18 protein-coding genes and 1 tRNA gene are annotated in these 21,893 nt (G+C 72.1%); 12 read left to right on the top strand and 7 right to left on the bottom strand.

The features are described from left to right. Positions 1 to 54: 54 nt before the first annotated feature. On the top strand, positions 55 to 420 hold the full coding sequence (locus TR50_RS01180) for a VOC family protein (RefSeq protein ID WP_042412649.1): 366 nt from the start codon (positions 55 to 57) through the stop codon (positions 418 to 420). A gap of 95 nt (positions 421 to 515) precedes the next feature. On the opposite strand, the gene TR50_RS01175 is transcribed toward TR50_RS01180, so the two are convergent. Together TR50_RS01175 and TR50_RS01170 are read right to left on the bottom strand one after the other, a co-directional pair. Next, complete coding sequence (locus tag TR50_RS01175; RefSeq protein ID WP_084699620.1) at positions 516 to 1,208, bottom strand: TetR/AcrR family transcriptional regulator; 693 nt, start codon at positions 1,206 to 1,208, stop codon at positions 516 to 518. Positions 1,209 to 1,386: 178 nt separating this feature from the next. After that, positions 1,387 to 2,388: an acyl-CoA desaturase gene (locus tag TR50_RS01170; protein ID WP_042412647.1), complete on the bottom strand. Its 1,002-nt coding sequence runs from the start codon at positions 2,386 to 2,388 to the stop codon at positions 1,387 to 1,389. A 260-nt stretch (positions 2,389 to 2,648) separates the two neighbouring features. Here TR50_RS01170 and TR50_RS01165 point away from each other — a divergent pair. From TR50_RS01165 to pth, 5 genes are all read left to right on the top strand, one after another. Beyond that, positions 2,649 to 2,720: transfer RNA gene (locus TR50_RS01165), tRNA-Gln, on the top strand. A 159-nt stretch (positions 2,721 to 2,879) separates the two neighbouring features. Next, the gene (gene glmU, locus TR50_RS01160; RefSeq protein ID WP_042412645.1) at positions 2,880 to 4,349 is read left to right on the top strand and encodes a bifunctional UDP-N-acetylglucosamine diphosphorylase/glucosamine-1-phosphate N-acetyltransferase GlmU; all 1,470 of its coding nucleotides are present in this window, start codon (positions 2,880 to 2,882) and stop codon (positions 4,347 to 4,349) included. A gap of 138 nt (positions 4,350 to 4,487) precedes the next feature. Next, on the top strand, positions 4,488 to 5,471 hold the full coding sequence (locus TR50_RS01155) for a ribose-phosphate diphosphokinase (protein ID WP_042371973.1): 984 nt from the start codon (positions 4,488 to 4,490) through the stop codon (positions 5,469 to 5,471). A gap of 202 nt (positions 5,472 to 5,673) precedes the next feature. Next, positions 5,674 to 6,267, top strand: coding sequence for a 50S ribosomal protein L25/general stress protein Ctc (locus TR50_RS01150; RefSeq protein ID WP_042412643.1), 594 nt, complete (start codon positions 5,674 to 5,676; stop codon positions 6,265 to 6,267). A gap of 94 nt (positions 6,268 to 6,361) precedes the next feature. Further along, the gene (gene pth / locus TR50_RS01145; protein ID WP_042412642.1) at positions 6,362 to 6,934 is read left to right on the top strand and encodes an aminoacyl-tRNA hydrolase; all 573 of its coding nucleotides are present in this window, start codon (positions 6,362 to 6,364) and stop codon (positions 6,932 to 6,934) included. Between the two features lie 102 nt (positions 6,935 to 7,036). On the opposite strand, the gene TR50_RS01140 is transcribed toward pth, so the two are convergent. Further along, positions 7,037 to 8,485, bottom strand: coding sequence for a hypothetical protein (locus tag TR50_RS01140; RefSeq protein WP_042412640.1), 1,449 nt, complete (start codon positions 8,483 to 8,485; stop codon positions 7,037 to 7,039). Between the two features lie 25 nt (positions 8,486 to 8,510). Here TR50_RS01140 and TR50_RS46425 point away from each other — a divergent pair, with 25 nt between their 5' ends. After that, positions 8,511 to 8,744, top strand: coding sequence for a hypothetical protein (locus tag TR50_RS46425; RefSeq protein ID WP_160311061.1), 234 nt, complete (start codon positions 8,511 to 8,513; stop codon positions 8,742 to 8,744). 154 nt (positions 8,745 to 8,898) lie between these two features. Here TR50_RS46425 and TR50_RS01130 read toward each other — a convergent pair whose 3' ends face one another. Both TR50_RS01130 and ppc read right to left on the bottom strand, forming a co-directional pair. Then, entirely contained in the window at positions 8,899 to 10,671 is a 1,773-nt protein-coding gene (locus tag TR50_RS01130) for a hypothetical protein (RefSeq protein WP_152648186.1), read from the bottom strand. 189 nt (positions 10,672 to 10,860) lie between these two features. Continuing rightward, positions 10,861 to 13,629, bottom strand: a complete 2,769-nt coding sequence (gene ppc / locus TR50_RS01125; protein ID WP_042412633.1) for a phosphoenolpyruvate carboxylase — start codon at positions 13,627 to 13,629, stop codon at positions 10,861 to 10,863. A 213-nt stretch (positions 13,630 to 13,842) separates the two neighbouring features. Between ppc and TR50_RS01120 the strand changes: the two genes are divergently transcribed. The 3 genes from TR50_RS01120 (at position 13,843) to TR50_RS01110 (ending at position 16,503) form a co-directional block, all read left to right on the top strand. After that, positions 13,843 to 15,153, top strand: a complete 1,311-nt coding sequence (locus TR50_RS01120) for a sensor histidine kinase (RefSeq protein WP_042412631.1) — start codon at positions 13,843 to 13,845, stop codon at positions 15,151 to 15,153. A 61-nt stretch (positions 15,154 to 15,214) separates the two neighbouring features. Beyond that, positions 15,215 to 16,114, top strand: a complete 900-nt coding sequence (locus tag TR50_RS01115) for a hypothetical protein (RefSeq protein WP_152648185.1) — start codon at positions 15,215 to 15,217, stop codon at positions 16,112 to 16,114. A 17-nt stretch (positions 16,115 to 16,131) separates the two neighbouring features. Continuing rightward, positions 16,132 to 16,503: a GntR family transcriptional regulator gene (locus TR50_RS01110; protein WP_042412627.1), complete on the top strand. Its 372-nt coding sequence runs from the start codon at positions 16,132 to 16,134 to the stop codon at positions 16,501 to 16,503. A gap of 78 nt (positions 16,504 to 16,581) precedes the next feature. Here TR50_RS01110 and TR50_RS01105 read toward each other — a convergent pair whose 3' ends face one another. Further along, entirely contained in the window at positions 16,582 to 17,070 is a 489-nt protein-coding gene (locus tag TR50_RS01105) for an SUKH-3 domain-containing protein (protein WP_042412619.1), read from the bottom strand. Positions 17,071 to 17,089: 19 nt separating this feature from the next. After that, positions 17,090 to 17,557, bottom strand: coding sequence for a YwqJ-related putative deaminase (locus TR50_RS01100; protein WP_042412617.1), 468 nt, complete (start codon positions 17,555 to 17,557; stop codon positions 17,090 to 17,092). 217 nt (positions 17,558 to 17,774) lie between these two features. Here TR50_RS01100 and TR50_RS01095 point away from each other — a divergent pair, with 217 nt between their 5' ends. Both TR50_RS01095 and TR50_RS43475 read left to right on the top strand, forming a co-directional pair. Continuing rightward, the gene (locus TR50_RS01095; protein ID WP_042412615.1) at positions 17,775 to 18,803 is read left to right on the top strand and encodes an HNH endonuclease; all 1,029 of its coding nucleotides are present in this window, start codon (positions 17,775 to 17,777) and stop codon (positions 18,801 to 18,803) included. A gap of 13 nt (positions 18,804 to 18,816) precedes the next feature. After that, positions 18,817 to 21,741, top strand: a complete 2,925-nt coding sequence (locus tag TR50_RS43475) for an SUKH-4 family immunity protein (protein WP_042412612.1) — start codon at positions 18,817 to 18,819, stop codon at positions 21,739 to 21,741. Positions 21,742 to 21,893: the final 152 nt, after the last annotated feature.

The following is a 21,893-nucleotide window of genomic DNA, read 5'->3' as shown; positions in this document are numbered from 1 at the left end:
AGACCAGACGCTGAAGATCAAGTACTGAAGATCGAGAACGGAAGGAGACCGACCATGATCGTCGCTCTCGACCACGTCCAGCTCGCCGCTCCGGTGGGCGCCGAGGACCTCCTGCGCGCCTACTACGTCGGTGTGCTCGGCCTGCGCGAGATCCCCAAGCCCCCGGTGCTCGCCGCGCGCGGCGGCTGCTGGTTCGCCTCGGCCGACGGCGCGGTCCAGGTCCACGTCGGCGTCGAGGAGCCGTTCACGCCCGCGAAGAAGGCCCACCCGGCCCTGCGGATCCGCGGCATCCACGCCTACGCGCAGACGCTGGCAGCCAACGGGGCGGAGGTCGTCTGGGACGACAACCTGCCGGGCCATGACCGCTTCTACTCCTTCGACCCGGTCGGCAACCGGATCGAGTTCCTGGAGCCGCGCTGAGTCCAGCCGTGGACGCAGCACCAAGTCGCGCAGCGCTGTACCTCGCAGCACTCTGCCCCGCAGCGCTGTGCCAGGCGGTGTCATGCCTCGCGGCGCTACGCCTTGCGGCGGCCCACCAGATGCGGCCGCCGCTCCATGCCCTCCAGGCCGTGCCAGGCCAGGTTCACCAGATGGGCCACGACCTCGGCCTTCTTCGGCTTGCGGACGTCCAGCCACCACTGACCCGTCAGCGCCACCATGCCCACCAGCATCTGCGCGTACATCGGCGCCAGCTTCGGGTCGTAGCCACGGGACTTGAACTCCAGGCCGAGGATGTCCTCGACCTGGTTCGCGATGTCCCCGATCAGCGAGGCGAACGTGCCGGTCGACTGGGTCACCGGCGAGTCCCGGGTCAGGATGCGGAACCCGTCCGTCGAGGTCTCGATGTAGTCCAGCAGCGCGAACGCCGCCTCCTCGCACAGCTCACGAGGATGGCCACCGGTCAGCGACCCGGTGACCATGTCCAGCAGCAGCTGCATCTCGCGGTCCACGACGACCGCGTACAGCCCCTCCTTGCCGCCGAAGTGCTCGTACACCACCGGCTTGGAGACGCCCGCCTTCGCCGCGATCTCCTCGACCGACGTCGCGTCGTAGCCTCGCTCCGCGAAAAGGCTCCGTCCGATGTCCAGCAGCTGCTCGCGGCGCTCCTTGCCGCTCATCCGCACACGTGTGCCCCGACGTGTCGACGCCCCCCGCTTGGACGAGGGGGCGTCGCCTCCCGCGTCCCTGTCGCCACTGCTCTCGTTCACAGGACCATCATGCCGCGCTGCTCCTCCGGCCCTCGCCTCCGGGCGCTCTCGGCCCGACGCTTCCGGCTTTTCGGGCCCTTGCCTCTCGGGCCCCTGCCTGTCGGGCCCTTGCTCGTTTCCCGCTCGCTCTGGTTGCTCTGGTTGTTCGTGTCGCCCTTCCCGCTTCCTTGGTCCGGCGCTACAGCGAGGCCGCGCCCGTCGGCTCGGCGACCCGCTTCATGTCCAACCGGTCCGCGCTCGGCCAGCGCACGTCGCGGGCCCAGCCGAGCAGCTCGAACCAGCGGATCAGCCGGGCCGAGGAGTCGATCTGACCGCGCAGCACGCCGTGGCGGGCCGAGGTGGGGTCGGCGTGGTGCAGGTTGTGCCAGGACTCGCCGCAGGACAGGATCGCCAGCCACCACACGTTGCCGCTGCGGTCACGCGACCGGAACGGGCGCGAGCCGACCGCGTGGCAGATGGAGTTGATCGACCACGTCACGTGGTGCAGAAGCGCGATCCGGACCAGCGAGCCCCAGAAGAAGGCGGTCGCCGCGCCCTGCCAGGACCACGACCACAGCCCGCCGACCAGCGCCGGCAGCAGCAGGGAGGCGATGGTGAAGGCGAAGAACTGACGCGAGATCCAGTGGATGGCCCGGTCCTTGACCAGGTCCGGCGCGTACTGCTGCTGCGGCGTCTGCTCCTCGTCGAACAGCCAGCCCATGTGCGCCCACCACAGGCCGCGCAGCAGGGCCGGCACGGTCTCGCCGTAGCGCCACGGCGAGTGCGGGTCGCCCTCGCGGTCGGAGAACCTGTGGTGCTTGCGGTGGTCGGCGACCCATCTGACGACCGGACCTTCGACCGCGAGGCTGCCCGCCACCGCCAGGGCGATCCGCAGCGGGCGGGCGGTCTTGAAGGAGCTGTGGGTGAAGTACCGGTGGTAGCCGACGGTGACCCCGTGGCAGGTCAGGAAGTACATCACCGTCGCGATCGCGATGTCGTGCCAGCCGATCCCCCACCCCCAGGCCACCGGGACGGCGGCGACCAGCGCCGCGAACGGGACGACGATGAAGATCCCGATCGCGAACCGCTGGAGCAGGCTCGCGCGCTCGCCGCCCCGGGTGGCGTCGGGCAGCGGATCCATCGACGGGCGTGCGTCCGCCACCGGACGCAGGTCGGTCTCTGTGCTCGGCATGCTGGTCATGGGTCGCCCCTCGGCCTCACCTACGGAACCGTAACTTACGGCATCGTAGGTTCTGTGCCCGTGCCGGTGGAAGCCCACCCTCGCCGGACGTGTCGAGCGGGTGAATTGTCAGAATTCCCGTCACCGCAGGAATTCGCCGGATGCCGACTCCCGGATGTCCGGCGTACCGCGGGTCGTGCCGCCGGTCGTACCGTCGCGTGGAGGGCTGGTAGTACGGCATAGTAGGAGCCGCCGTTCGGCCCGCACGGGTGGACGGACGATCCGCCGTGGTGTAATTGGCAACACGCTGGTCTTTGGATCCAGTTTTCAAGGTTCGAGTCCTTGCGGCGGAGCACAGCCTCTGATCGGTTCTGATCGATCCCTCCGGTGACGGCTATCCTCACTGTGTTCGGGTACGTCTGTGCGGCTCCCTTCGTGGGTGTGTGACGGGCCCGGCGGGCCCCTTCGGGGTCTTCGAAAGAGTCAGCCCCCTGCAGAGGAGCCTGCGTCCCATGACTCCCACCGCTGTGATCGTTCTCGCCGCCGGCGAGGGCACCCGGATGAAGTCGGCCGTACTGCCGAAGGTGCTCCACCCCCTGTGCGGGCGGACGCTCGTCGGGCACGCCGTCGCGGCCGGCCGGGAACTGACGCCGGAGCAGCTGGTCGTGGTCGTCGGCCACATGCGGGACAAGGTCACGGCCCATCTGGCCGAGGCGGACCCGGGTGTGCGCACGGTCGTGCAGGAGCAGCAGAACGGCACCGGCAACGCCGTGCGCGTCGCGCTGGAGGCGCTGGGCGCCGAGGGCGTCGCCCTCGACGGGACCGTCGTCGTCACCACCGGGGACACCCCGCTGCTGACCGGCACGACCCTGCAGGCGCTGGTCGCGGCCCACGGCCAGGACGGCAACGCCGTCACCGTGCTGACCGCCGAGGTGCCCGACGCCACCGGCTACGGCCGGATCATCCGCGGCGCGGACGGCGCGGTGCAGGCGATCGTCGAGCACAAGGACGCCAGCGACGAGCAGCGCGCCGTGCGTGAGATCAACTCGGGTGTCTTCGCCTTCGACGGAAAGCTGCTGGCCCAGGGCCTGGCGGAGGTCCGGACGGACAACAGCCAGGGCGAGGAGTACCTCACCGACGTCCTCGGCATCCTGCGCGAGGCGGGGCACCGCGTCGGCGCCGTCGTGGCGGGCGACTACCGCGACATCCTGGGCATCAACGACCGGGTGCAGCTCGCCGAGGCCCGCCGGATCATGAACGACCGCCTGCTGGACGCCGCGATGCGGGCCGGCGTCACGGTCGTCGACCCGGCCACCACCTGGCTGGACGTCCAGGTCTCCTACGAGCGGGACGCGGTGATCCACCCGAACACCCAGCTGCACGGCGCGACCAGCGTCGGCGAGGGCGCCGAGGTCGGCCCGAACTGCACGCTGCGCGACACCGAGATCGGCGCGGGCGCCGTTGTGATCAATGCCACAGCCGAGCGCGCGGTGATCGGCGCGGGCGCGAACGTCGGCCCGTACGCCTACCTGCGCCCCGGCACGGTGCTCGGCGTGAAGGCCAAGGCGGGCACCTACGTCGAGATGAAGAACGCCGTGGTCGGCGACGGCGCCAAGGTGCCGCACCTGACCTACGTCGGTGACGCGACGATCGGTGAGGGCACGAACATCGGGGCCGCCTCGGTCTTCGTCAACTACGACGGCGTCAACAAGCACCGCACCACCATCGGCGCCCACTGCCGGACCGGCTCTGACAACATGTTCGTCGCCCCGGTGACGGTCGGGGACGGCGCCTACACGGCGGCCGGTTCCGTGATCTACCAGGACGTCCCGGCGGGCGCGCTCGGCGTGACCCGTCCGCAGCAGCGCAACATCGAGGGCTGGGTGGAGCGCAAGCGTCCGGGGACGGCGTCGGCGCAGGCCGCGGCTGCTGCGAAGGCAGCGGCCGACGGGGCCGAAGGGGCTGCTTCGACCACTCCTTGAGGCGACCCGGGCGCGACGGGAACCTCCACGGCCGCGTAACCTGGTGGTCATCCACACACCACAGGGCCGCGCCAGGCCAGTGTCCGCCTGCGGATGATCAGCAAACCTGGGTGTCAAAGCAACAAGGAGACGGTTGCAGTGACCGGGATCAAATCGTCCGGCTCTCGGAAGTTGATGCTCTTCTCCGGCCGTGCACACCCTGCCCTCGCGCACGAGGTGGCCGAGCAGCTGGGCGTCGAGTTGGTCCCCACCAAGGCACTGGACTTCGCCAACGGTGAGATCTATGTCCGCTACCAGGAGTCGGTCCGTGGCGCGCACGCCTTCGTGCTGCAGAGCCACACCGCTCCGATCAACCAGTGGATCATGGAGCAGCTGATCATGATCGACGCGCTCAAGCGCGCGTCGGTCAAGACCATCACCGTGATCATGCCGTTCTACGGCTACGCCCGTCAGGACAAGAAGCACCTCGGTCGCGAGCCCATCTCCGCCCGCCTGATAGCGGACCTGCTGAAGACGGCGGGCGCGGACCGGCTGATCTCCGTGGACCTGCACACCGCGCAGATCCAGGGCTTCTTCGACGGCCCGGTGGACCACCTGTTCGCGCTGCCGATCCTGGCCGACTACGTCGGCTCCAAGGTCGACCGCGACAAGCTCACCGTCGTCTCCCCGGACGCCGGCCGCGTGCGCGTGGCCGACCAGTGGTCGGACCGTCTGGCCGCGCCCCTGGCCATCATCCACAAGCGCCGCGACCCGAACGTGGCCAACAAGGTCATGTCCGCCGAGGTCGTCGGTGACGTCAAGGGCCGCGTCTGCGTCCTGGTCGACGACATGATCGACACCGGTGGCACCATCGTCGCCGCCGCGGACGCGCTGTTCGAGCAGGGTGCGGAGGACGTCATCGTCGCCGCGACCCACGGCGTGCTCTCCGGCCCGGCCGCGGACCGTCTGAAGAACTCGCGCGCCAGCGAGTTCGTCTTCACCAACACCCTGCCGACCCCGGGCGAGCTGTCCCAGGAGATCGACAAGGTCACCACGCTCTCCATCGCCCCGCTGATCGCCCGCGCGATCCGCGAGGTCTTCGACGACGGCTCGGTCACCAGCCTCTTCGACGAGCGCGCCTGATCCGCACCGCCTGGTCGGCGTACTGATCGTTTTGGCTCCCTCGGCGGGCTTGGGTACTCTGGGGTACCTGCCCGGCGAGGGAGCTTTTCTGTGTGCCCCGGTACACAGAAACAAACTCCGTTATCGACGCGCTTCTTGTTCCAAGACGTGTGAGATGGCCGCCGAGCGCTCACCCGTTCACAACGAGACAAGGAGCGCTTCCATGTCCGAGATTCGCCTTGCCGCTGAGCCCCGCACCGAGTTCGGCAAGGGTGCCGCCCGTCGCGCCCGTCGCGCCGGCCTGGTCCCCGCCGTCGTCTACGGCCACGGCCACGCCCCGGTCCACCTGAACCTGCCGGGCCACGACCTGATGCTGGCGCTGAAGACCCCGAACGCGCTGATCTCCCTGCCGATCGACGGCAAGCAGGAGTTCGTGCTGCCGAAGGCCGTCCAGCGTGAGGCCATCAAGCGCACCATCGAGCACGTCGACCTGCTGCTGGTCAAGCGTGGCGAGAAGGTCACCGTCGAGGTTCCGGTCCACACCGAGGGCGAGCTGGCCCCCGGTGGCAACCTGCTCGAGCACGTCCTGAACGCCCTGCCGATCGAGGCCGAGGCCACCCACCTGCCCGAGGCCGTCACGGTCTCCGTCGAGGGCCTGGAGGCCGGCGCCTCCATCCTCGCCAAGGACATCACCCTCCCGTCCGGCGCCACCCTGGCCGTCGACGAGGACGCGGTCGTCCTGCAGGTCATCGGCGCCCAGGTCGAGGCCGTCGAGGAGGAGGCCGAGGAGGCCGCCGAGGCCGAGGCCGAGGCCTGAGCCTCATCCGCGTGAAGCTGCCCCGGCCGTCCGCTGTGACGGCCGGGGCAGTCCCGCGTTCACACCAGCCGCAGCACGACAGGAGTCGCAGCAGATGAGCGAGCAGGGCCCCTGGCTGGTGGTCGGCCTCGGAAACCCCGGTGGGCAGTACGAGGGCAACCGCCACAACATCGGCTTCATGGTGGCCGACCTGCTGGCCGAGCGGGTCGGCGGCAAGTTCAAGGCGCACAAGAGCCGCGCCCAGGTCCTGGAGGGCCGACTGGCCGGGCAGCGGGTCGTGCTGGCCAAGCCCATGTCCTTCATGAACCTCTCCGGCGGCCCGGTCGTCGGGCTCCGCGACTTCTACAAGTCGGGCGTCGACCGGCTGATCGTGATCCACGACGAGCTCGACATCGACTACGCGACCCTGCGCCTCAAGCGCGGCGGCGGCGACAACGGCCACAACGGGCTCAAGTCGATCACCAAGTCCCTCGGCCCGGACTACCTCCGGGTCCGCGCCGGCATCGGGCGCCCGCCCGGCCGGATGGAGGTCGCCGACTTCGTGCTGCGCGACTTCTCGTCCACCGAGCGCAAGGAACTGCCCTGGTTCGTCGACCGCTGCGCGGACTCGGTGGAGTCGCTGATGCAGGACGGCCTGGAGCGGGCCCAGTCGGTCTACAACAGCTGAGCCGCCGGAACGGCCAACTGAACGGCCAACTGAACGGCGAACTGAACGGCGAACGGCCGGGCCTGCAGCAGCGGGTCCGGCCGTTCGTCTCACGCCGTCGTGTCAGCGGATGTGCACGTAGGTCCTCGGGCCGAAAGCGTCGACGTGGTTGGTGTCACCGGTGAACCAGGCGACCTCCCAGGTGCCGGCCGCGGTGGCCTTTCCGGAGAGGTTCCAGTAGCCGTTGCGGTCGGTCCGGGTGTAGCTGACGAGCTTCCAGGTCTTGCTGCCGGCAGGCTCGAAGAAGAGGTAGACCCGCCAGTTGGCGCCCATGCGGAACCAGTTGCCCATGCCCTGTTCCCACAGGCCGCCGCTGAAGCGCAGAGTCTGGCCGCGGTAGGCCGAGGTGGTGTTGGGCTTCCCGCCGGTGATGTCGGTCAGGTACCGGAAGGTGTGGATCACGCCGCTGTAGGCGGGCGCGTATCCGGTCGCACCGGGGTACCAGAGCTTCCAGTAGCCGTGCGGGTTGTCGACCCAGGCGGTGATCGGCTTCGCCGGCGAGCCGGGGCCGTTGACCTGGAGGTAGCCGAGGTTCTTCCAGCCGGTCGACCCGTTCGGCGACTCGAGCACGTAGATCCGGCCGCCCGGGACCTTGCCGTCGGTGCTGGTGACGGCGTAGTTGAAGCTGAGGTCGGAGAACTCGTCGACGCTCGCGTTCGACGCGTACAGGCCGATGCTCTGGAGCACGGACTGCACCTGGAACGTCGCCGTCGAGGGCACCAGCCACCGGTCGGAGGCGTAGGTGTTCGGCAGGTAGAGCCCGAGGTTCCCGGCCGCCTTCGGCACCGTGGTCCACAGCTCGAAGCGCCCGTTCGCGTCCGTGGTGGCCGACGCGTCGGGAGTGAAGCCGCTGTTGCCCAGCTGTACCGCGTAGTCGGTGAGCGGCTTCCAGGAGCCGTCGGTGTCCTGGAACTGCACCAGGCCGCGGATCTTGAGCGTGGTGCCGACCACGAGGCCGGAGGCCGAGGAACTGTCGAGCACGATGCGGGTCTGCTGGTCGGCGCCGACCTGCCAGCTCACCGGGGAGCTGACGATCTCGGCGTTGTCCTTGCCGTTCGCGTCGACCGTGGTCGTGAACGTGCTCGTGGCCGGACGACCGATGTAGAGGGTGTCGCTGAACGACCCGTCCGGCTGGGACCAGAACGCGTTGCCCGCGAAGCCCATGTCGGCACCCGCGTACGGTGCGCTGGTGACTCCGAGGTCGGGGTCGTAGGTCGTCAGGTGCCCGCTGACGGTGACCAGCTCATGGCCGTACGACAGGAGCGCCGGTGAGCCGGTCAGGTCGTGGAAGACGGGCGAGGTGTCGTAGATGAAGTAGCCGCTCGTGGCGGTGGCCGTGGCGGTACCCGCCGCGTCGGTCGCGGTGGCGGAGTAGCCGAAGTAGCCGTGGCTGCCCAGCTGGAGCGGAGCGCTCTGCCAGACCCCGGGGGACTCCTGGGTGAACGCGGTGACGGTCTTGACCGGCGTGGGCGTCTGCCCGGACGTGTTGATCGCCACGGTCAGCGTGTCCACGGGGTCACCGGTGTCGGTGACGACCTTGAGCGCGGTACCGCTGTCCGTCCTGACCAGGCCGACCTGGTCGATGACCGGGGCCGTGGCAGCCGTCGTCGTCGGTGCCGACGACGACGCCGAGGTCCGCGCCGAGGACGGCGCCGAGGTCCGCGCCGAGATCGGCGCCGACGACGCTGACGACGCTGACGACGGCGCCGGGGTGCCGCCGCCGGTGGCGGCGGACGGTGTCGGGCTCGGGGAGGTGTCGGCCATCGCCTGAGCCGGCACCGCGAGCGTCGCCGCCAGCAGTGCGGTGGCCGCGACGGCGGGAAGAGTGGAACGGAGTCTCACGCTGAGATTCCCCCTGAAGAAACGTGATTCCTGAACAGCCGTTGAGTCATGCCTGGTCGCCGCAGTTGAGGCGCGGATCGCCATCAGCTCACGGACACGTAGGTCTGCGGCCCGGTCGAGTCGATGTGCGTGGCGTCGGTGGCGGTGTAGAGAACGGCCCAGGTGCCGCCCGTGTAGGCCCGGCCTCGCAGGTTGTATCGGCCGCGTGAGTCGGTCCAGCCGATCGTGACCCAATACCAGGTCGAGCTCCCGCGCGGACGGAAGAGCAGCATCACCTTGGCGTGGGCGAGCGGTCGCCAGGACGAGATGCGCTGCGCGACGGTGCCGCTGAAGCTCAGCGTCTGTCCCTTGCGCGCCCTGGTGGTGCTGGGCTTGCCGCCGGTCACGGCGGTGGGGTAGCGCCAGATCCGGACCGCCTGGCTGAGCACGGGACGCCAGTCGGCCGTGCCCGAGTACGAGACCCGCCAGTAGCCGTTCGCGTTGGCGCCCAGCCGGGCGTAGCACTTGAACTCGTCCGTGGCCCGGCCCTGGCCGCCGACCACGGTGTAGCCGACCGAGCGCCAGGTCCGCCCGTCCGGCGAGAACTGCACGTAGATCTTGGCGCCGTTGGTGCCCTGGTAGACGTTGCCGTTGAGCTTGAGATGCCCGTCGATCGCGGCCTCGCCGTACTGGTCCTCCGTGATCTGGAGGCCGGTGAACGCGGTCGGCTGCGGGATGTGGACGTCGACCTCAGGGGTGCCGGGGTACGAGGACTGGAGGTAGGTCGAGCCGACGGTGTCGAACCAGTAGGGTCCCGGGACGCCGAGAGCGATGCTGAAGTGGCCCTGGGCGTCCGTGGTCAGCGTTCCCGAGGGCGTACCCAGCCACTGGTGGTAGGCGACCTGGACGCCCGCCGCGGGTAGCCAGGCGGACCCGACCTCGTGCTCGACCACGCCGGTGACGGTGGCCGTACCGCCCTGCGGGCCGTAGACGTTCGTCGGTGTCAGATAGCGCACGCGGGTCTGCTCGGACTGGATGGCGACGTAGCTGTCACCGACGGCGGTCGCGTTGGCGAGGCGGTACGGGACGGATCCCGTCCCGTACACCGCGCGTACCACGAAGTCGGCCTGCATGCCGTAGACGAAGGGCGGAACCGTGACGGAGAAGCTGCCGTCGGCACCCGGGTTGACCGTGTAGTCGCCCTCGTGGCCGAAGGTGTCGGTGAGGTCGATCGCGAGGTGGTCAGGGGTGAGCGCGGCGCCGGTCCGCGGATCGGTGACGGTCACCTGGCCGGTCAGGGTGACCGTGGGGTGGTCGAAGTCGACGGTCGCCTGACGCGGTGCGAGGCCAAAGAGCGTCACGTCGGCCGCCTCGGTGAACTGGCCTGCGTCCGGGACCAGTACGTGATGGCCCTGGTCGTCCGTCAGCTCGGCGTCCACGTCGTAGACGCCGAGCTGCGGCGGTTGCACGTCGCCGGCGGAGTACCAGGACGTGGAGGCCGTGTCGGGGTGGGTCAGCGTGAGGGTCACCGCGTCCGGCGTGCCGACGGCCGAGCCGTGCGGACGCAGATGGGCCGTCACCGAGGTGATCTCGCCGGGGGCGGCGAAGGACGGGTCGCTCGCGGCGAGCCACGCCTCGATCTGCAACTGGTGCGGGTCCGAGGCGGCGGTGCCGACTCCCCAGGCCCACGGGAGTCCGGCGGTCTGTGTGGTCACGACGGTGGCCGGATCGGTCGGCCCGGGCGTCGGCGCGCCGGGCGCCGTGTCGTGCGGCCTCGCGCCCGCGGAGGTTTCGGCCAGGGCCTGGGTCGGCATGGCGAGGAATGCCGTCAGCAGCGCGGCGGCTGCGGCGGCGGACATGGCGGAACGGAGCCCCACGCTGAGATCCCCCCGGAGTCTGTGGCTCATGTGCAACGGTTGTGCGAAGCATGAGAGGTGTGCGCGCGAGCCTAATCCCGTGGCCGAAAACGGACTGCGGCCGGTGTCCGGAATGATCCGGAAACCGACCGCAGTTGATGCACGAATCGTTACCGACGACTCGTCACCGTCGACGTGTGAACCGGGATGTCAGCCCGTGTTGCGCAGACCTGCCGCCACACCGTTGACGGTGAGCAGCAGGGCCCGCGAGCGCAGCGGGTCGTCGGAGACGTCCTTCGCGGCGTCCTCGCGCTGACGGCGCAGCAGGGCGACCTGGAGGTAGGAGATCGGGTCGAGGTAGGCGTCGCGGATCGCGAAGGTCTGCTTGAGCACCGGCTGGTGCTCCAGGAGTTCGGACTCGCGGGTCACCCGCAGCACCTCCTTGACGGTCAGTTCGTGCTCGGCCTCGATCAGGGCGAAGACGTGCTGGAGCTCCTTCGGCACCAGTTGCTCGACGTAGTGGCGGGCGATCCGCAGGTCCGTCTTGGCCAGCGTCATGGTGACGTTGGACAGGAAGTTGCGGAAGAAGTGCCACTCGCCGTGCATCTCGTCCAGGATCTCGCCGAGCCCCGCCTCGCGGGCGGCGGCGAGGCCGGAGCCGACGCCGTACCAGCCGGGGACGATCTGGCGGGACTGCGTCCAGCCGAAGACCCAGGGGATGGCGCGCAGGCCGTCCAGGCCCGCGCCGGAGTCGGGGCGGCGGGACGGGCGAGAGCCCAGGTGCAGCGAGGCCAGCTGGTCGACCGGGGTGGAGGCGAAGAAGTACGCCGGCAGGTCCGGGTCCTCGACCAGGCGGCGGTAGGCCGCGTGCGCGCCGTCGGAGACGGTGTCCATGGTCGCGTCCCAGCGCGACAGTGCCTCGGCCGACTGACGCGGCGAGGTGTGCAGGGCCGAGGCCTCCAGCGTCGCGGAGACGGTCAGCTCCAGGTTCTCCCGGGCCAACGAGGGGATCAGGTACTTGTCGGAGATCACCTCGCCCTGCTCGGTGACCTTGATCGCGCCCTCCAGGGTGCCCCACGGCTGGGCCAGGATCGCCTCGTGAGACGGGCCGCCGCCGCGGCCGACGGTCCCGCCGCGGCCGTGGAAGAGCCGCAGCCGCACGCCGTAGCGGTGCGCGACGTCCCGCAGCCGGCGCTGGGCCCGGTGGATCTCCCACTGCGAGGTGGTGATGCCGCCGAACTTCGAGGAGTCGGAGTAGCCGAGCATGACCTCCTGGAGGTCCCCGCGCAGCGCCACCAGGCGGCGGTAGGAGGGGTCGCGCAGCATCTCGTCGAGGATCGTGTCCGCGGCGCGCAGCTCGTCGGTGGTCTCCAGCAGCGGCACGATGCCGATCCGGGCGACACCCGCGTGCAGGTCGATCAGCCCGGCCTCGCGGGCCAGCACCGCTGCCGCGAACACGTCGTCCGCGCCCTGGCACATGGAGATGATGTAACTCTCCACGATCTCCGGCCCGAAGCGGTCGAAGGCCTCGCGCACCGTTTCGAAGACGCCGAGCGTCCTCGCACCCGCGGCGTCCAGCGGCGCGGGCGTCGGGGCCAGCGGGCGGCGGGACTTGAGCTCCTTGGCGAGCAGCCGCTGCCGGTACTCGCGCGGCATGTCCGTGTAGCGCCAGGCCTCCTCGCCGAGGCGGTCGAAGAGCTGGCCGAGCGCGTGGTGGTGCGCGTCGGCGTGCTCGCGCACGTCCATCGTGGCCAGTTGGAGCCCGAACGCCGAGACGGTGCGGATGGCGCGGCTCATCCGGCCGTCCGCGATCAGGCCGCCCTTGTGGGCGCGCAGGGACGCCTGGATGACCTCCAGGTCCGCCAGCAGCTCGCCGGTGCCGAGGTAGTCGCGGCCCGGGACGTGCGGGGTGTTGCCGGCCAGGCGCTCCTTGGTGTTGATCAGCTTCTGCCGCACGCAGGTGGCCTTGAGGCGGTAGGGCTCCTCGGCGTTCATCCGCTTGTAGCGGGGGCTGATCTCCTTCAGCTGCTCCAGGTCGGCGGCGAGGCTCTGCAGCAGTTCCTCGCTCGCGCCCGAGAGCCGCACCGACGAGGAGAGCGTCGCGCGCAGCTCGTCGATCAGGTCCAGGGCGTCGTTGATGCCGTACTCGTGCTGGAGGATCAGCACGTCCAGCGTCACGTCGGGGGTGACGTTCGGGTTGCCGTCGCGGTCGCCGCCGATCCAGGTGCCGAAGGTCAGCGGACGAGAGCCCTCCGGGAGCTGGACGCCGACCCGGGCCAGCTCCTCGTACAGCTCCTCCAGCACGTCGGGGACGGCGCGCTTGTAGAGCTCGTCCAGGTAGTAGACGGCGTTGCGGGCCTCGTCGGCCGGCTCGGGCCGGGCGATGCGCAGCTCGTCGGTCTGCCACAGCAGGTCGATGACCTCGGCGAGGCGGCGGTCGGCCTGGCGGCGGCCGGTGGGCCGGGAGGGCGTGTCATGGGTGTCCAGCAGTTCCGCGATCCGGCGCAGCTTCTGCAGCACGCTGCGGCGCGCGGCCTCGGTGGGGTGCGCGGTGAACACCGGCCGCACGTTGAGGTGCTGGAGCGTCTCGGCGAGGTGCTCCGGGTCGGCGTCGGCGAGCTTGTCGACCGTCTGCGAGAGCAGGCTGCCGTTGTCGTCGCGGTTGGCGTTCAGTTCACGGCCGCGGTGCACCTGCTCGGCCACGTTGGCGAGATGGAAGTAGGTGGAGAAGGCCCGGACCAGCTTGGCCGCGGTGGCCAGGTCGGTCTCCTCCAGCAGCTGGGCGGCGGCCGCGCCGTCGCTGCGGGTCAGGGCGCGGACCTCTTCGACGAGGTCGAGCAGTTCCTGGCCCTCCTGTCGGACCAGGGTTTCGCCGAGCAGGTCGCCGAGACGCCGGATGTCGGCGCGCAGCGCGCTGTTGTCGGGCTCGGCGGTCGCCGGGGCGGTGGCGGGGACGGTGGCCTCGCGGTCGTCGCTCACGCTGGTGCTCCCTTGCGGGGTGGGGGAACGGACAGGGGCGTGTGCGGACCACGCTGTCCGCCCAAGATGCAGTCGCCTGCCTTGCGCTCGAGATGGTTGATCTCTCGCGGTCCAGCATAGGTTGCGGGGTGTGACCGTCCACGGGAATGGCCGCTATCCGGACAACGGGGCGGTCGCCCGCGCCGCCTTTGAGCTTCCTTTTACCCTTGTCGCATGAGGGTGGGAGCGTGGACGCGCCGACGGAGCATGTGGCTGGACATCGGCCTCGCGGTGGTCGCGGCAGGTGAGTGCGCGTGGTCGGCGGCCGTCTTCGCGTTCCGCCAGGGCCTCGGCACCGCCGCGGTGGCGGCGGTCGCGGTGTTCGGGCTGGTCGCGGGCTCGACGCTGCTGGTGCGGCGGCGTTGGCCGCTGATCCCGGTCGCGGCGGCGCTCGCGACGATCCCGCTCGACGCGGGCTACACGCTGCTGATGATCGGCCTCTACACGCTCGGGGCGTACCGCCCCGAGGGCGCCGCCAGTCGCTTCGCCGAACGGCGCGTGATGAGCGCGCTGTGCGCGCTGGCGATCGCCGAGACCGTCATCGTCTCCACGCTGACGCTCGGCACCCAGCAGCAGGAGGCGCTGCGCCACGGCGTGGCCGAGTACGTGCTGGTCATCCTGTCGGTGCTGGTCGCCGTGGCGATCAGCGTGCCGCCGGCGATCCTCGGCCTCTACATCGGGGCCAAGAGACGGCTGCTGGTCGCGCTCAGGGAGCGCGCGGAGGGACTGGAGACGGAGCTCAGCCTGCTGGCCGACCAGGCGCACGAGCGTGCGCGCCGGGCACGCGTGGAGGAACGCACGCGGATCGCCCGTGAGATGCACGACGTGGTCGCCCACCGCGTCAGCTTGCTCGTCGTCCACGCGGGCGCGCTGGAGCGGGTGGTCCACAAGGATCCGGAGCGTGCCGCGCAGAGCGCCAAGCTGATGGGTGACATCGGCCGCCAGGCGCTGGACGAGCTGCGGCAGATCCTCGGCGTACTGCGGACCGTCGAGCCGCAGGCGGAGCCCGGGGCGGCGGGGACCACCGGGACGACGGCGACGCCGGTGGGCCTGGGCTCGCCCGTCGAGGGCTCCGGGGCCGCCGGGCTCGGTCTGGCGGACCTGCCGAAGCTCGTCGACGAGTCGCGGGCGGCGGGCCTGGGCGTCCGGTACACCCTGGGCGGCCTGCGCAGCGCGCTGCCCGCCCAGGCCGAGCAGACCGCGTACCGCGTCGTCCAGGAGGCGCTCACCAACGTGCTCAAGCACGCCCCGGGCACGGACGTCGAGGTCGTCGTCGCCTACGTCTCCGGCGGCGTCGCCCTCGCCGTCTCCAACACCTGCCCCGCCGCCGACACCGTGCCCGCCGCCGACCGCGGTCTGCCCAGCGGCGGCAACGGGCTGCTCGGCATGCGCGAGCGCGTGCACGCCCTCGGGGGCAGCTTCGCCGCCGGCCCGACGGCCGAGGGCGGCTTCCGCGTCGAGGCCCGCCTGCTGACGGCGACCTGATGATGTGCTAGAACGCTCGCCTGACCTGCGAGGGACGCGGTCGGTGGGAGGGTGGGCGGCGATGTCCGCGGTGGAAGTCGGAGTGGGTGCCGCGGTCGGCATCGGTGTCGTGCTCGTTGGCACCGGTATGTTCACACTCCTGCGGAGCGGTGAACGCGCCGAACTGAAGTGGGCCGACAGGTTCGCCCGCGAGCAGGACCTGTGGCTGCCGCCCGAGTTCGCCCGATCGGTCGGTGCACGGCTGCGCCGCCGCGCGGGGCTCGGCCAGCTCCTGTCGGGGCTCGTCGGCGCGCCGGTCTTCGGCTGGTACGTGACGTCGATGGCCCGCGGCCTCGGCACCCCGCTGGTCCCCGACAGGCTCTCCTTCTTTCCCGGGCCGATGCTCTTCGTCGTGCTGGTCCTGCCCCTCGGGCTGCTCAACGTGGCCGTGCACGTCTGGGACGTCGCCCGGGGCGGGTCGCGTCGAGCCGACGCGCCGACCGTCGTCCGCACCCCCGCCCGGCTGGGCCAAGTGGTGCCGCCGTGGCTGACCTGGATCTCCCGCCTGCTCGCCGTCCTTCCGCCCGCCGGTGCGGCCGTGCTCTGCGCCGTGCACGCGAAGACGGAGCAGACGCTGATGTTCGCCGCGCTCGCGGTCGCCGCCGGGGTGTCGGTGTGGGGGATCGAGCGTGGGCAGCTGTATCTGATGAATTCCGGCCGGGTTGCCGAGACCGGGCCGGAACTCGCCTTCGACGAGGCGTTCCGGGTGACGACGCTGCTGTCGACGGTGATGACCGTGCCGCTGCTGGTCGCCCTGGCGGGTGCGGCCTGCTGCTACTCGCTGAACGGCGCCGGTCCCTGGGTGCTCGCCCTGTTCCAGGGATGGTCGGTCCTCGTCGTGCTCGGCGCGTTCACCGTCAACACGATCGTCAGCGCTCCGGGTGTGCGACGGCACTACCGTAGGAGGCTGTCGTCGTCCTGAGTGCCGGAGAGCGCCGCGTGCTGATCGCCCTTGACCCCGCGTCCCATGTCCCGCCGTCGGAGCAGATCCGGGCGCAGGTCGCCGCCGCCGCGGCGAGCGGGGAGGCTCCGGTCGGGACGAAGCTCCCCACCGTCCGCAAGCTCGCCGAGGACCTGGGGCTCGCGGTGAACACCGTCGCCAAGGCGTACCGCGAGCTGGAGGCCGCGGGCGTGGTCGAGACCCGCGGCCGCGCGGGCACGGTCGTCGCGGCCTCCGGCGACCGGTCGCTCGCCGAGATCGCCCGCGCGGCGGCGGCGTACGCGCAGCGGGCGAAGTCCCTCGGCCTGCCGCCGGACCAGGCCCGCGCCGTGGTCGACACGGCCCTGCGCGAGGCGTACGGCGAGGCGTAGCCGCGCCGCACCGGCCGCACGGGGCGGCGGAGCGGCTCATCGCCGCGCCGCGCCGCCCGCGTACCGCGACCGGCCTCGTTACAGCGCCTCGGTCAGGAACCGGAGCCGCTCCGCCCGCAGGCCGTTGATCAGCACGGTGAGCGCCTGGTCCATCGTGTGCCCGAGGAACCACTCGCCCGCGTGGTCGAGGCTGTAGACGCGGCCGACCGCGTCGATCGCCAGCAGCGCCGCACCCTCCCGTTCCTCGCCCAGAGGGGCCACCGGCAGCTCCAGCGCGCGGCCCAGGTCGGAAAGCGTGCGGGGTTGGTGGAGACCTCGCAGCGGGTCGATGACGAAGGGCGTGCGGGCGACCTCGACCCCGGCGCCGTCCAGCGAGACGCCGATCTCGCCGAACTCCGCCCAGGCCTCCAGCGCGGCGGGGAAGACGGTGTGGCGGTGGCCCTCCGGGGAGACGTAGGCGGACAGCTGCTCCGCCCAGGACTCCGCGGTGGCCACGCGTCGCCGGTCCGGGTACCAGCCCGCCTTGGCGAGAGCGGACGCGACGTCCGCAGGGAAACGTGCCTGCATGGTGTCCGACCTCCCCTCGTCACTTCTTCCTCGGGCGCAGCGAGATGGTCCTGACCCCGAAGTGGGCCAGCAACGGCTCGCAGCTGCGGCACGGCGGTTGGTGGGTGCCGTGGGCCGGATCGCCCTCCTCGCGGATCCGGACCGTCGTCATCTTCGCCCCGCGCAGCGCCTTTCGGGCCTCCCCCTCGCCGAAGGACTTCCGCGCGGCCCGGCCGGAGCGCCCGGACTCGGCGTGGTCCAGGAACTGGGACAGCAGCACGGCCTCCGGGCAGCGCCCGGTGAACCGCTCCAACTGCCCGACGGGCAGCCCGGCCAGGAACTCGTCCACGAGCGGGTGGAGCTGCGGGGCCCCGCCCTTCTCGCTCACGTGCGTATAGGTATCACCCCGCACCGACAGCGCCGCGGCGACGATCGGCATCAGGCTGTCCCGGCGGTGGCGCAGCAGCGGTGCCGGCGCCTGTCTGTTCTGGTGCTGCATGATCTCCATGAACGGTAGTCCCCTTCCCCCGTTAACCCCCGTCAACGTGCTGTGGATCAGACTGCCAAATCCGTACGCAGATACTGAAGTCGGGGTCTCGTTCGACGACGGACCGGTGCGCGCGGACCGCCCTCCCCCCGCCTTCCGGCCGACCGGGGAGATCCCCACGGGCCGGTGAGCCCCTAGGCTTGGGCGCGGCAGTCAGTTCCAGCAGGGGGCAAACTCCATGACGACAGGTCGGCCCAACGCGGCCTACGCCGGGCAGGTCGTGCACTTTCCCGATCCGCTGCGCGCGCAGCAGTACCCGGGCGGGGTGAGGGTCGACGCGGACGGTCGCCCCGACTTCTCCCCGTACGCCCGAGCCGCGGCGGAGGTCGCGGACCCACCCGAGGGGTTCGGCGTCGACGAGCTGCGGCTCACCGACTACGTCTCCGCCAACGCCGCGCTGCGCGCCGACGGGCACGAGCTGTGGGCGGACGTGGAGAGCCCGGTTGGCACACCCGCCGGCTGGACCTGGCACCACTCCGTCAACCCGGCGACGCCGGGCAGCCGTCGACTCGAGCTGGTCCCCGTCGACGTCAAGGCGCTGCTGCGGCACCACGGCGGCCTGGCCGGCTCACGCGCGGACCACGGCAAGCGCGGCACGCGTCCGCTCCAGGAGCGACGCCCCGTCCACTTCGCCCTCCCCGGCGTGGCGGAGGCCGGAGAGGGCGGCGACGGCGGCGAGGCCGCCCCGCCGCCCAGCCCGGAGGAGATCGAGCAGCGCTTGCAGGCCGTCGAGGAGGCCCTCGGCTACACCCTGCCCGGGCCCTACCGGACCTTCCTGAAGGCGGCCGGCGGCCGCGCCCCCAAGGGCCTCGGGCTCGACACCGAGCTGGGCATCCTCGTGGACCAGCCCTTCTTCGGGCTGCCCACGGAGCGGTCCACGGCGGACCTCGCATACGTCAACAAGTGCCTGCGCGACCACATCACCAAGGACTACCTCGGCGTCGGCTTCGTCCAGGGCGGCCTGCTGGCGGTCAAGGTCCGCGGCGACCGGATCGGCACGGTCTGGTTCCTGCCCTACGACGACGCGCGCGACGACGGCGACCCGTCCCTGACGCCGCAGCAGCGCTGCGAGCGCCTGCTGCTGCCCTGCGGCGACGACTTCGACGCGTTCCTGCTCCGGCTGGCGGGCAGCCCGCCGGAGCTGCAGACAGTGGCCGAACTGATGGTGGACGGCGGCTTCGCGCGCGCCGTCCCGGTGAAGGGTTGAGGGGGGCGTCGACGTGGTGACGTACGCGGAGGCGCAGCAGCGCGCCGAGGAATGGATCAACGCCGGGGCGCCCGCGTGGCTGCGCCGCGAGGTGCGCGTGCGCGAGTTCGACCTGGGCTTCGTGGCCTGGGCGGTCGACCGCACCGACGGTCCGTCCTCGGACGGCGGCGCGGCACGGATGGTGATCGCCCGGGAGACGGGCGCGACCACGCTCTGGCCCGCCCTGCCGATCAACGACGTGGTCCGGCGCTACGAGGAGGTCTACGGCCGCCCGGCGGGCGCGACGCCGCAGTCGCCGTTGCAGGTGACCGGGGACCGGGATCTCGTCGAGGCGACGTCCTTCCTGCTCAGCCCGCCGCAGTGGCTGGAGGAGGCCGCGGCCCGGGCCCGCGAGGAGGAGGCGGCGAGCCTCCAGGTGGCCCCGCCGGTCTCCGCGGGTCCGCCGGCCGAGGTGCCGACGATGCTCGCGCCGCCGACGCCCGTCCCGCATCCGAGCGAGCCCGCGCCGGCGGCCGCACCTGCGCCAGTGCCTGCGTCCACGTCCGAGTCCGTGTCCGCGTCTGACGGCGGATCGCCGTTCGCGCCGTCGTCGTCCGAGGCCCACGCCGGGCCCGGCTCGGCCGGTGCCGGTACGCCGGGGTACGGGTATCCGCAGGGCTCCGCCGCTGCTCCGGCGGCCGCTGGAAGTTACGGCTACCCGCAGCCCGGGCAGGCGCCCGGCTCGGGCGGCGGCTACGGCTTCCCGCAGGAAGGCGCCGTGGCGTCCGGCTCGTACGGCTTCCCGCCCGCGGCGGGCGCGCCTGTGGGCGTGCCCGCGCAGCAGGGCGTGCCCGGAACCCCTCCGCCTCCGCCCGGTGGGCCGGTCGCCGAGCCGTTCCCGGGCGCGAACGCAGCCGCCCCGGCGCCAGGTGCGCCGATGGGCGTTCCGGGCATGCCTCCGCCGCCCCCGGGTCTGCCGGGTGGCCAGCCGTTCCCCGGTGGCCCGCTGGGCGGTCCCGGCATGCCGCCGCCTCCGCCGCCCGGAGTGCCGGGCATGCCGGGCGCCCCGGGGACGCCCGCTGATCTGCTGGGTGGTCCGGGGATGCCTCCGCCGCCTCCGGGTGTGCCGATGGGCGGGCCCGGTGTGCCGCCGCCCCCGCCGGGTGTGATGGGCGGGCCGCAGGCCGAGGGGCTGGACTACGCGCCGACGATGTTCGCGACTCCGGGGAGTGTTCCCGGTCGTCCGGGCGCCCCGGGTGTGCCGGGCGCTCCCGGTGCTCCGCTGGGCGGCCCCGGTGTGCCGCCGCCTCCGCCGCCTGGACCGCTGGGCGGTCCGGGGGTGCCTCCGCCCCCTCCGGGCGCTCCGCTCGGAGGGCCCGGCATGCCACCGCCTCCGCCGGGAGTGCCGGGGATGCCAGGGGTGCCGGGCATGCCGGCGGGTGGTCCGGGGATGCCTCCGCCGCCTCCGGGTGGTCCGCTGGGCGGGCCCGGTGTGCCGCCGCCCCCGCCGGGCATGATGGGCGGGCTGCAGGCCGAGGGTCTGGATTTCGCGCCGACGATGTTCGCGACCCCGGGCAGCGTTCCCGGCCGCCCCGGCGCGCCCGGTGCGCCGGGTGCCCCTGCGGCTCCGGTCGGTGGACCGGGGGTTCCCCCGCCGCCTCCGGGCGCGCCGTTGGGTGGGCCCGGTGTGCCGCCTCCTCCTCCGCCCGGCCCGTTGGGGGGCGCGGCGGTTCCGCCGCCGCCCCCGGGTGCGCCGCTGGGCGGCCCGGGCATGCCCCCGCCGCCTCCGGGCATGCCGGCTTCGCCGGGTGTGCCGATGGGTGGTCCGGGGATGCCTCCGCCGCCCCCGCCGGGTGCGCCGCTGGGTGGCCCCGGCATGCCCCCGCCCCCGCCCGGGGCGTCCTTCGGCGGTCAGTCCGGGCCCGTGCAGCCCGGGGCGCCGGTCGGAGCGCCCGCGCCCGCGCCCGGTGTCCCGACGGTCGGGCCCGGCTACATGGCCGTGCTGCGCTACCGGGGCCCGGACGGCTCGGAGCAGCAGGTGATCCAGCGCTCCGCGCTCGGCCAGCCGCACCCGGAGTGGCAGATCCTGCAGGAGGTGCGGCGTCTGAACGTGCCGCCGGAGCAGGTGCTGGAGCTGCACACCGAGCTGGAGTGCTGCGACCTGCCTGCGGGCTACTGCGCGCGGATGGTCAAGGAGGCGTGGCCGAACGTGCGGATCACGCACACCGCCCCGTACGGGCGGGAGGCCGCGGCGCGTCGGCGCGGGGTCGACCACCTGCTGGAGCACCTGCGTGAGCTGCACACCCACGCCGCCGGTCCGGCGCCGATCGCGTCCTCGAAGGCGCCGCTCGCGCCGGCCGCGCAACCGGCCCCGGTGCCGCCGCCGCAGGCGCTCGCCCAGGAGTTGCAGGCGGCGTTCGGCGACCAGAACCTGTTCCGCTTCGAGCAGCAGGCGGTCTCGCGGGCGGGGGTGCCGCCGGAGGTCCAGTCGACGCTGGCCTGGGCGGGCCTGCCGCGTGACTTCGGTCCGTTCTTCTGGGCGCAGGCGCAGCCCGGCCGGCCGATCCCGACCTTGGCGGAGCTGGCCGCGGAGCGCGGTCTGGCCGCCGGTCCGGACGCGGGCACGTACCTCGTCGTCGGCAACGACTACGGGCGACAGCTCTGCGTCCAGTACGGCACGAACGCGATCGTCGCGGTCGATCTGGGGACGCCGGGGCAGCCGGCCGGTCCGGAGGGGGCGCAGCCGCGCTTCGTGAACACCGGCCTGCCGCAGTTCGTCCGCTGCCTCGCTGTTCTGGGGCGGCTGTGGCGCTTCCGCTACGGCCTGACCCAGGAGCAGGCGGGCCGCTGGACGACCGACTTCCAGAACGAGGTCAACGCCATCGACCCGGCGGCGCTGGCCTCGCCGGAGAACTGGTGGGCCGTGGTCCTGGAGCAGTTCTGGGACGGCCTGCTGTAGCGCGGCGCACTGCGCGCACTGCGCGCACTGCGCGCATTGCGCTACGCGCTGAGCTGGACTGAGGAAGAGCGGAGGGGGACCGGCCCGGGTGGCCGGTCCCCCTCCGCTGTGTCTGCTGTGTCGGTACCGTCCTAAGACGCACTAATCTGCGC

Origin of the sequence: Streptacidiphilus anmyonensis, assembly GCF_000787855.1 — a bacterium.
Taxonomy (GTDB): Bacteria; Actinomycetota; Actinomycetes; order Streptomycetales; family Streptomycetaceae; genus Streptacidiphilus; species Streptacidiphilus anmyonensis.
The sequence above is the reverse complement of the archived record's forward strand: the minus strand, read 5'-3'. Positions and strand labels throughout refer to the sequence as shown.

What these genes read in the sequence shown, in the direction of transcription:
- TR50_RS01180 (WP_042412649.1), top strand. Translation starts at nt 55, where the DNA reads ATGATCGTCGCTCTCGACCACGTCCAGCTCGCCGCTCCGGTGGGCGCC.
- TR50_RS01170 (WP_042412647.1), bottom strand. Translation starts at nt 2,388, where the DNA reads ATGACCAGCATGCCGAGCACAGAGACCGACCTGCGTCCGGTGGCGGAC.
- glmU (WP_042412645.1), top strand. Translation starts at nt 2,880, where the DNA reads ATGACTCCCACCGCTGTGATCGTTCTCGCCGCCGGCGAGGGCACCCGG.
- TR50_RS01150 (WP_042412643.1), top strand. Translation starts at nt 5,674, where the DNA reads ATGTCCGAGATTCGCCTTGCCGCTGAGCCCCGCACCGAGTTCGGCAAG.
- pth (WP_042412642.1), top strand. Translation starts at nt 6,362, where the DNA reads ATGAGCGAGCAGGGCCCCTGGCTGGTGGTCGGCCTCGGAAACCCCGGT.
- TR50_RS01120 (WP_042412631.1), top strand. Translation starts at nt 13,843, where the DNA reads ATGAGGGTGGGAGCGTGGACGCGCCGACGGAGCATGTGGCTGGACATC.
- TR50_RS01115 (WP_152648185.1), top strand. Translation starts at nt 15,215, where the DNA reads ATGTCCGCGGTGGAAGTCGGAGTGGGTGCCGCGGTCGGCATCGGTGTC.
- TR50_RS01105 (WP_042412619.1), bottom strand. Translation starts at nt 17,070, where the DNA reads ATGCAGGCACGTTTCCCTGCGGACGTCGCGTCCGCTCTCGCCAAGGCG.
- TR50_RS01100 (WP_042412617.1), bottom strand. Translation starts at nt 17,557, where the DNA reads ATGGAGATCATGCAGCACCAGAACAGACAGGCGCCGGCACCGCTGCTG.
- TR50_RS01095 (WP_042412615.1), top strand. Translation starts at nt 17,775, where the DNA reads ATGACGACAGGTCGGCCCAACGCGGCCTACGCCGGGCAGGTCGTGCAC.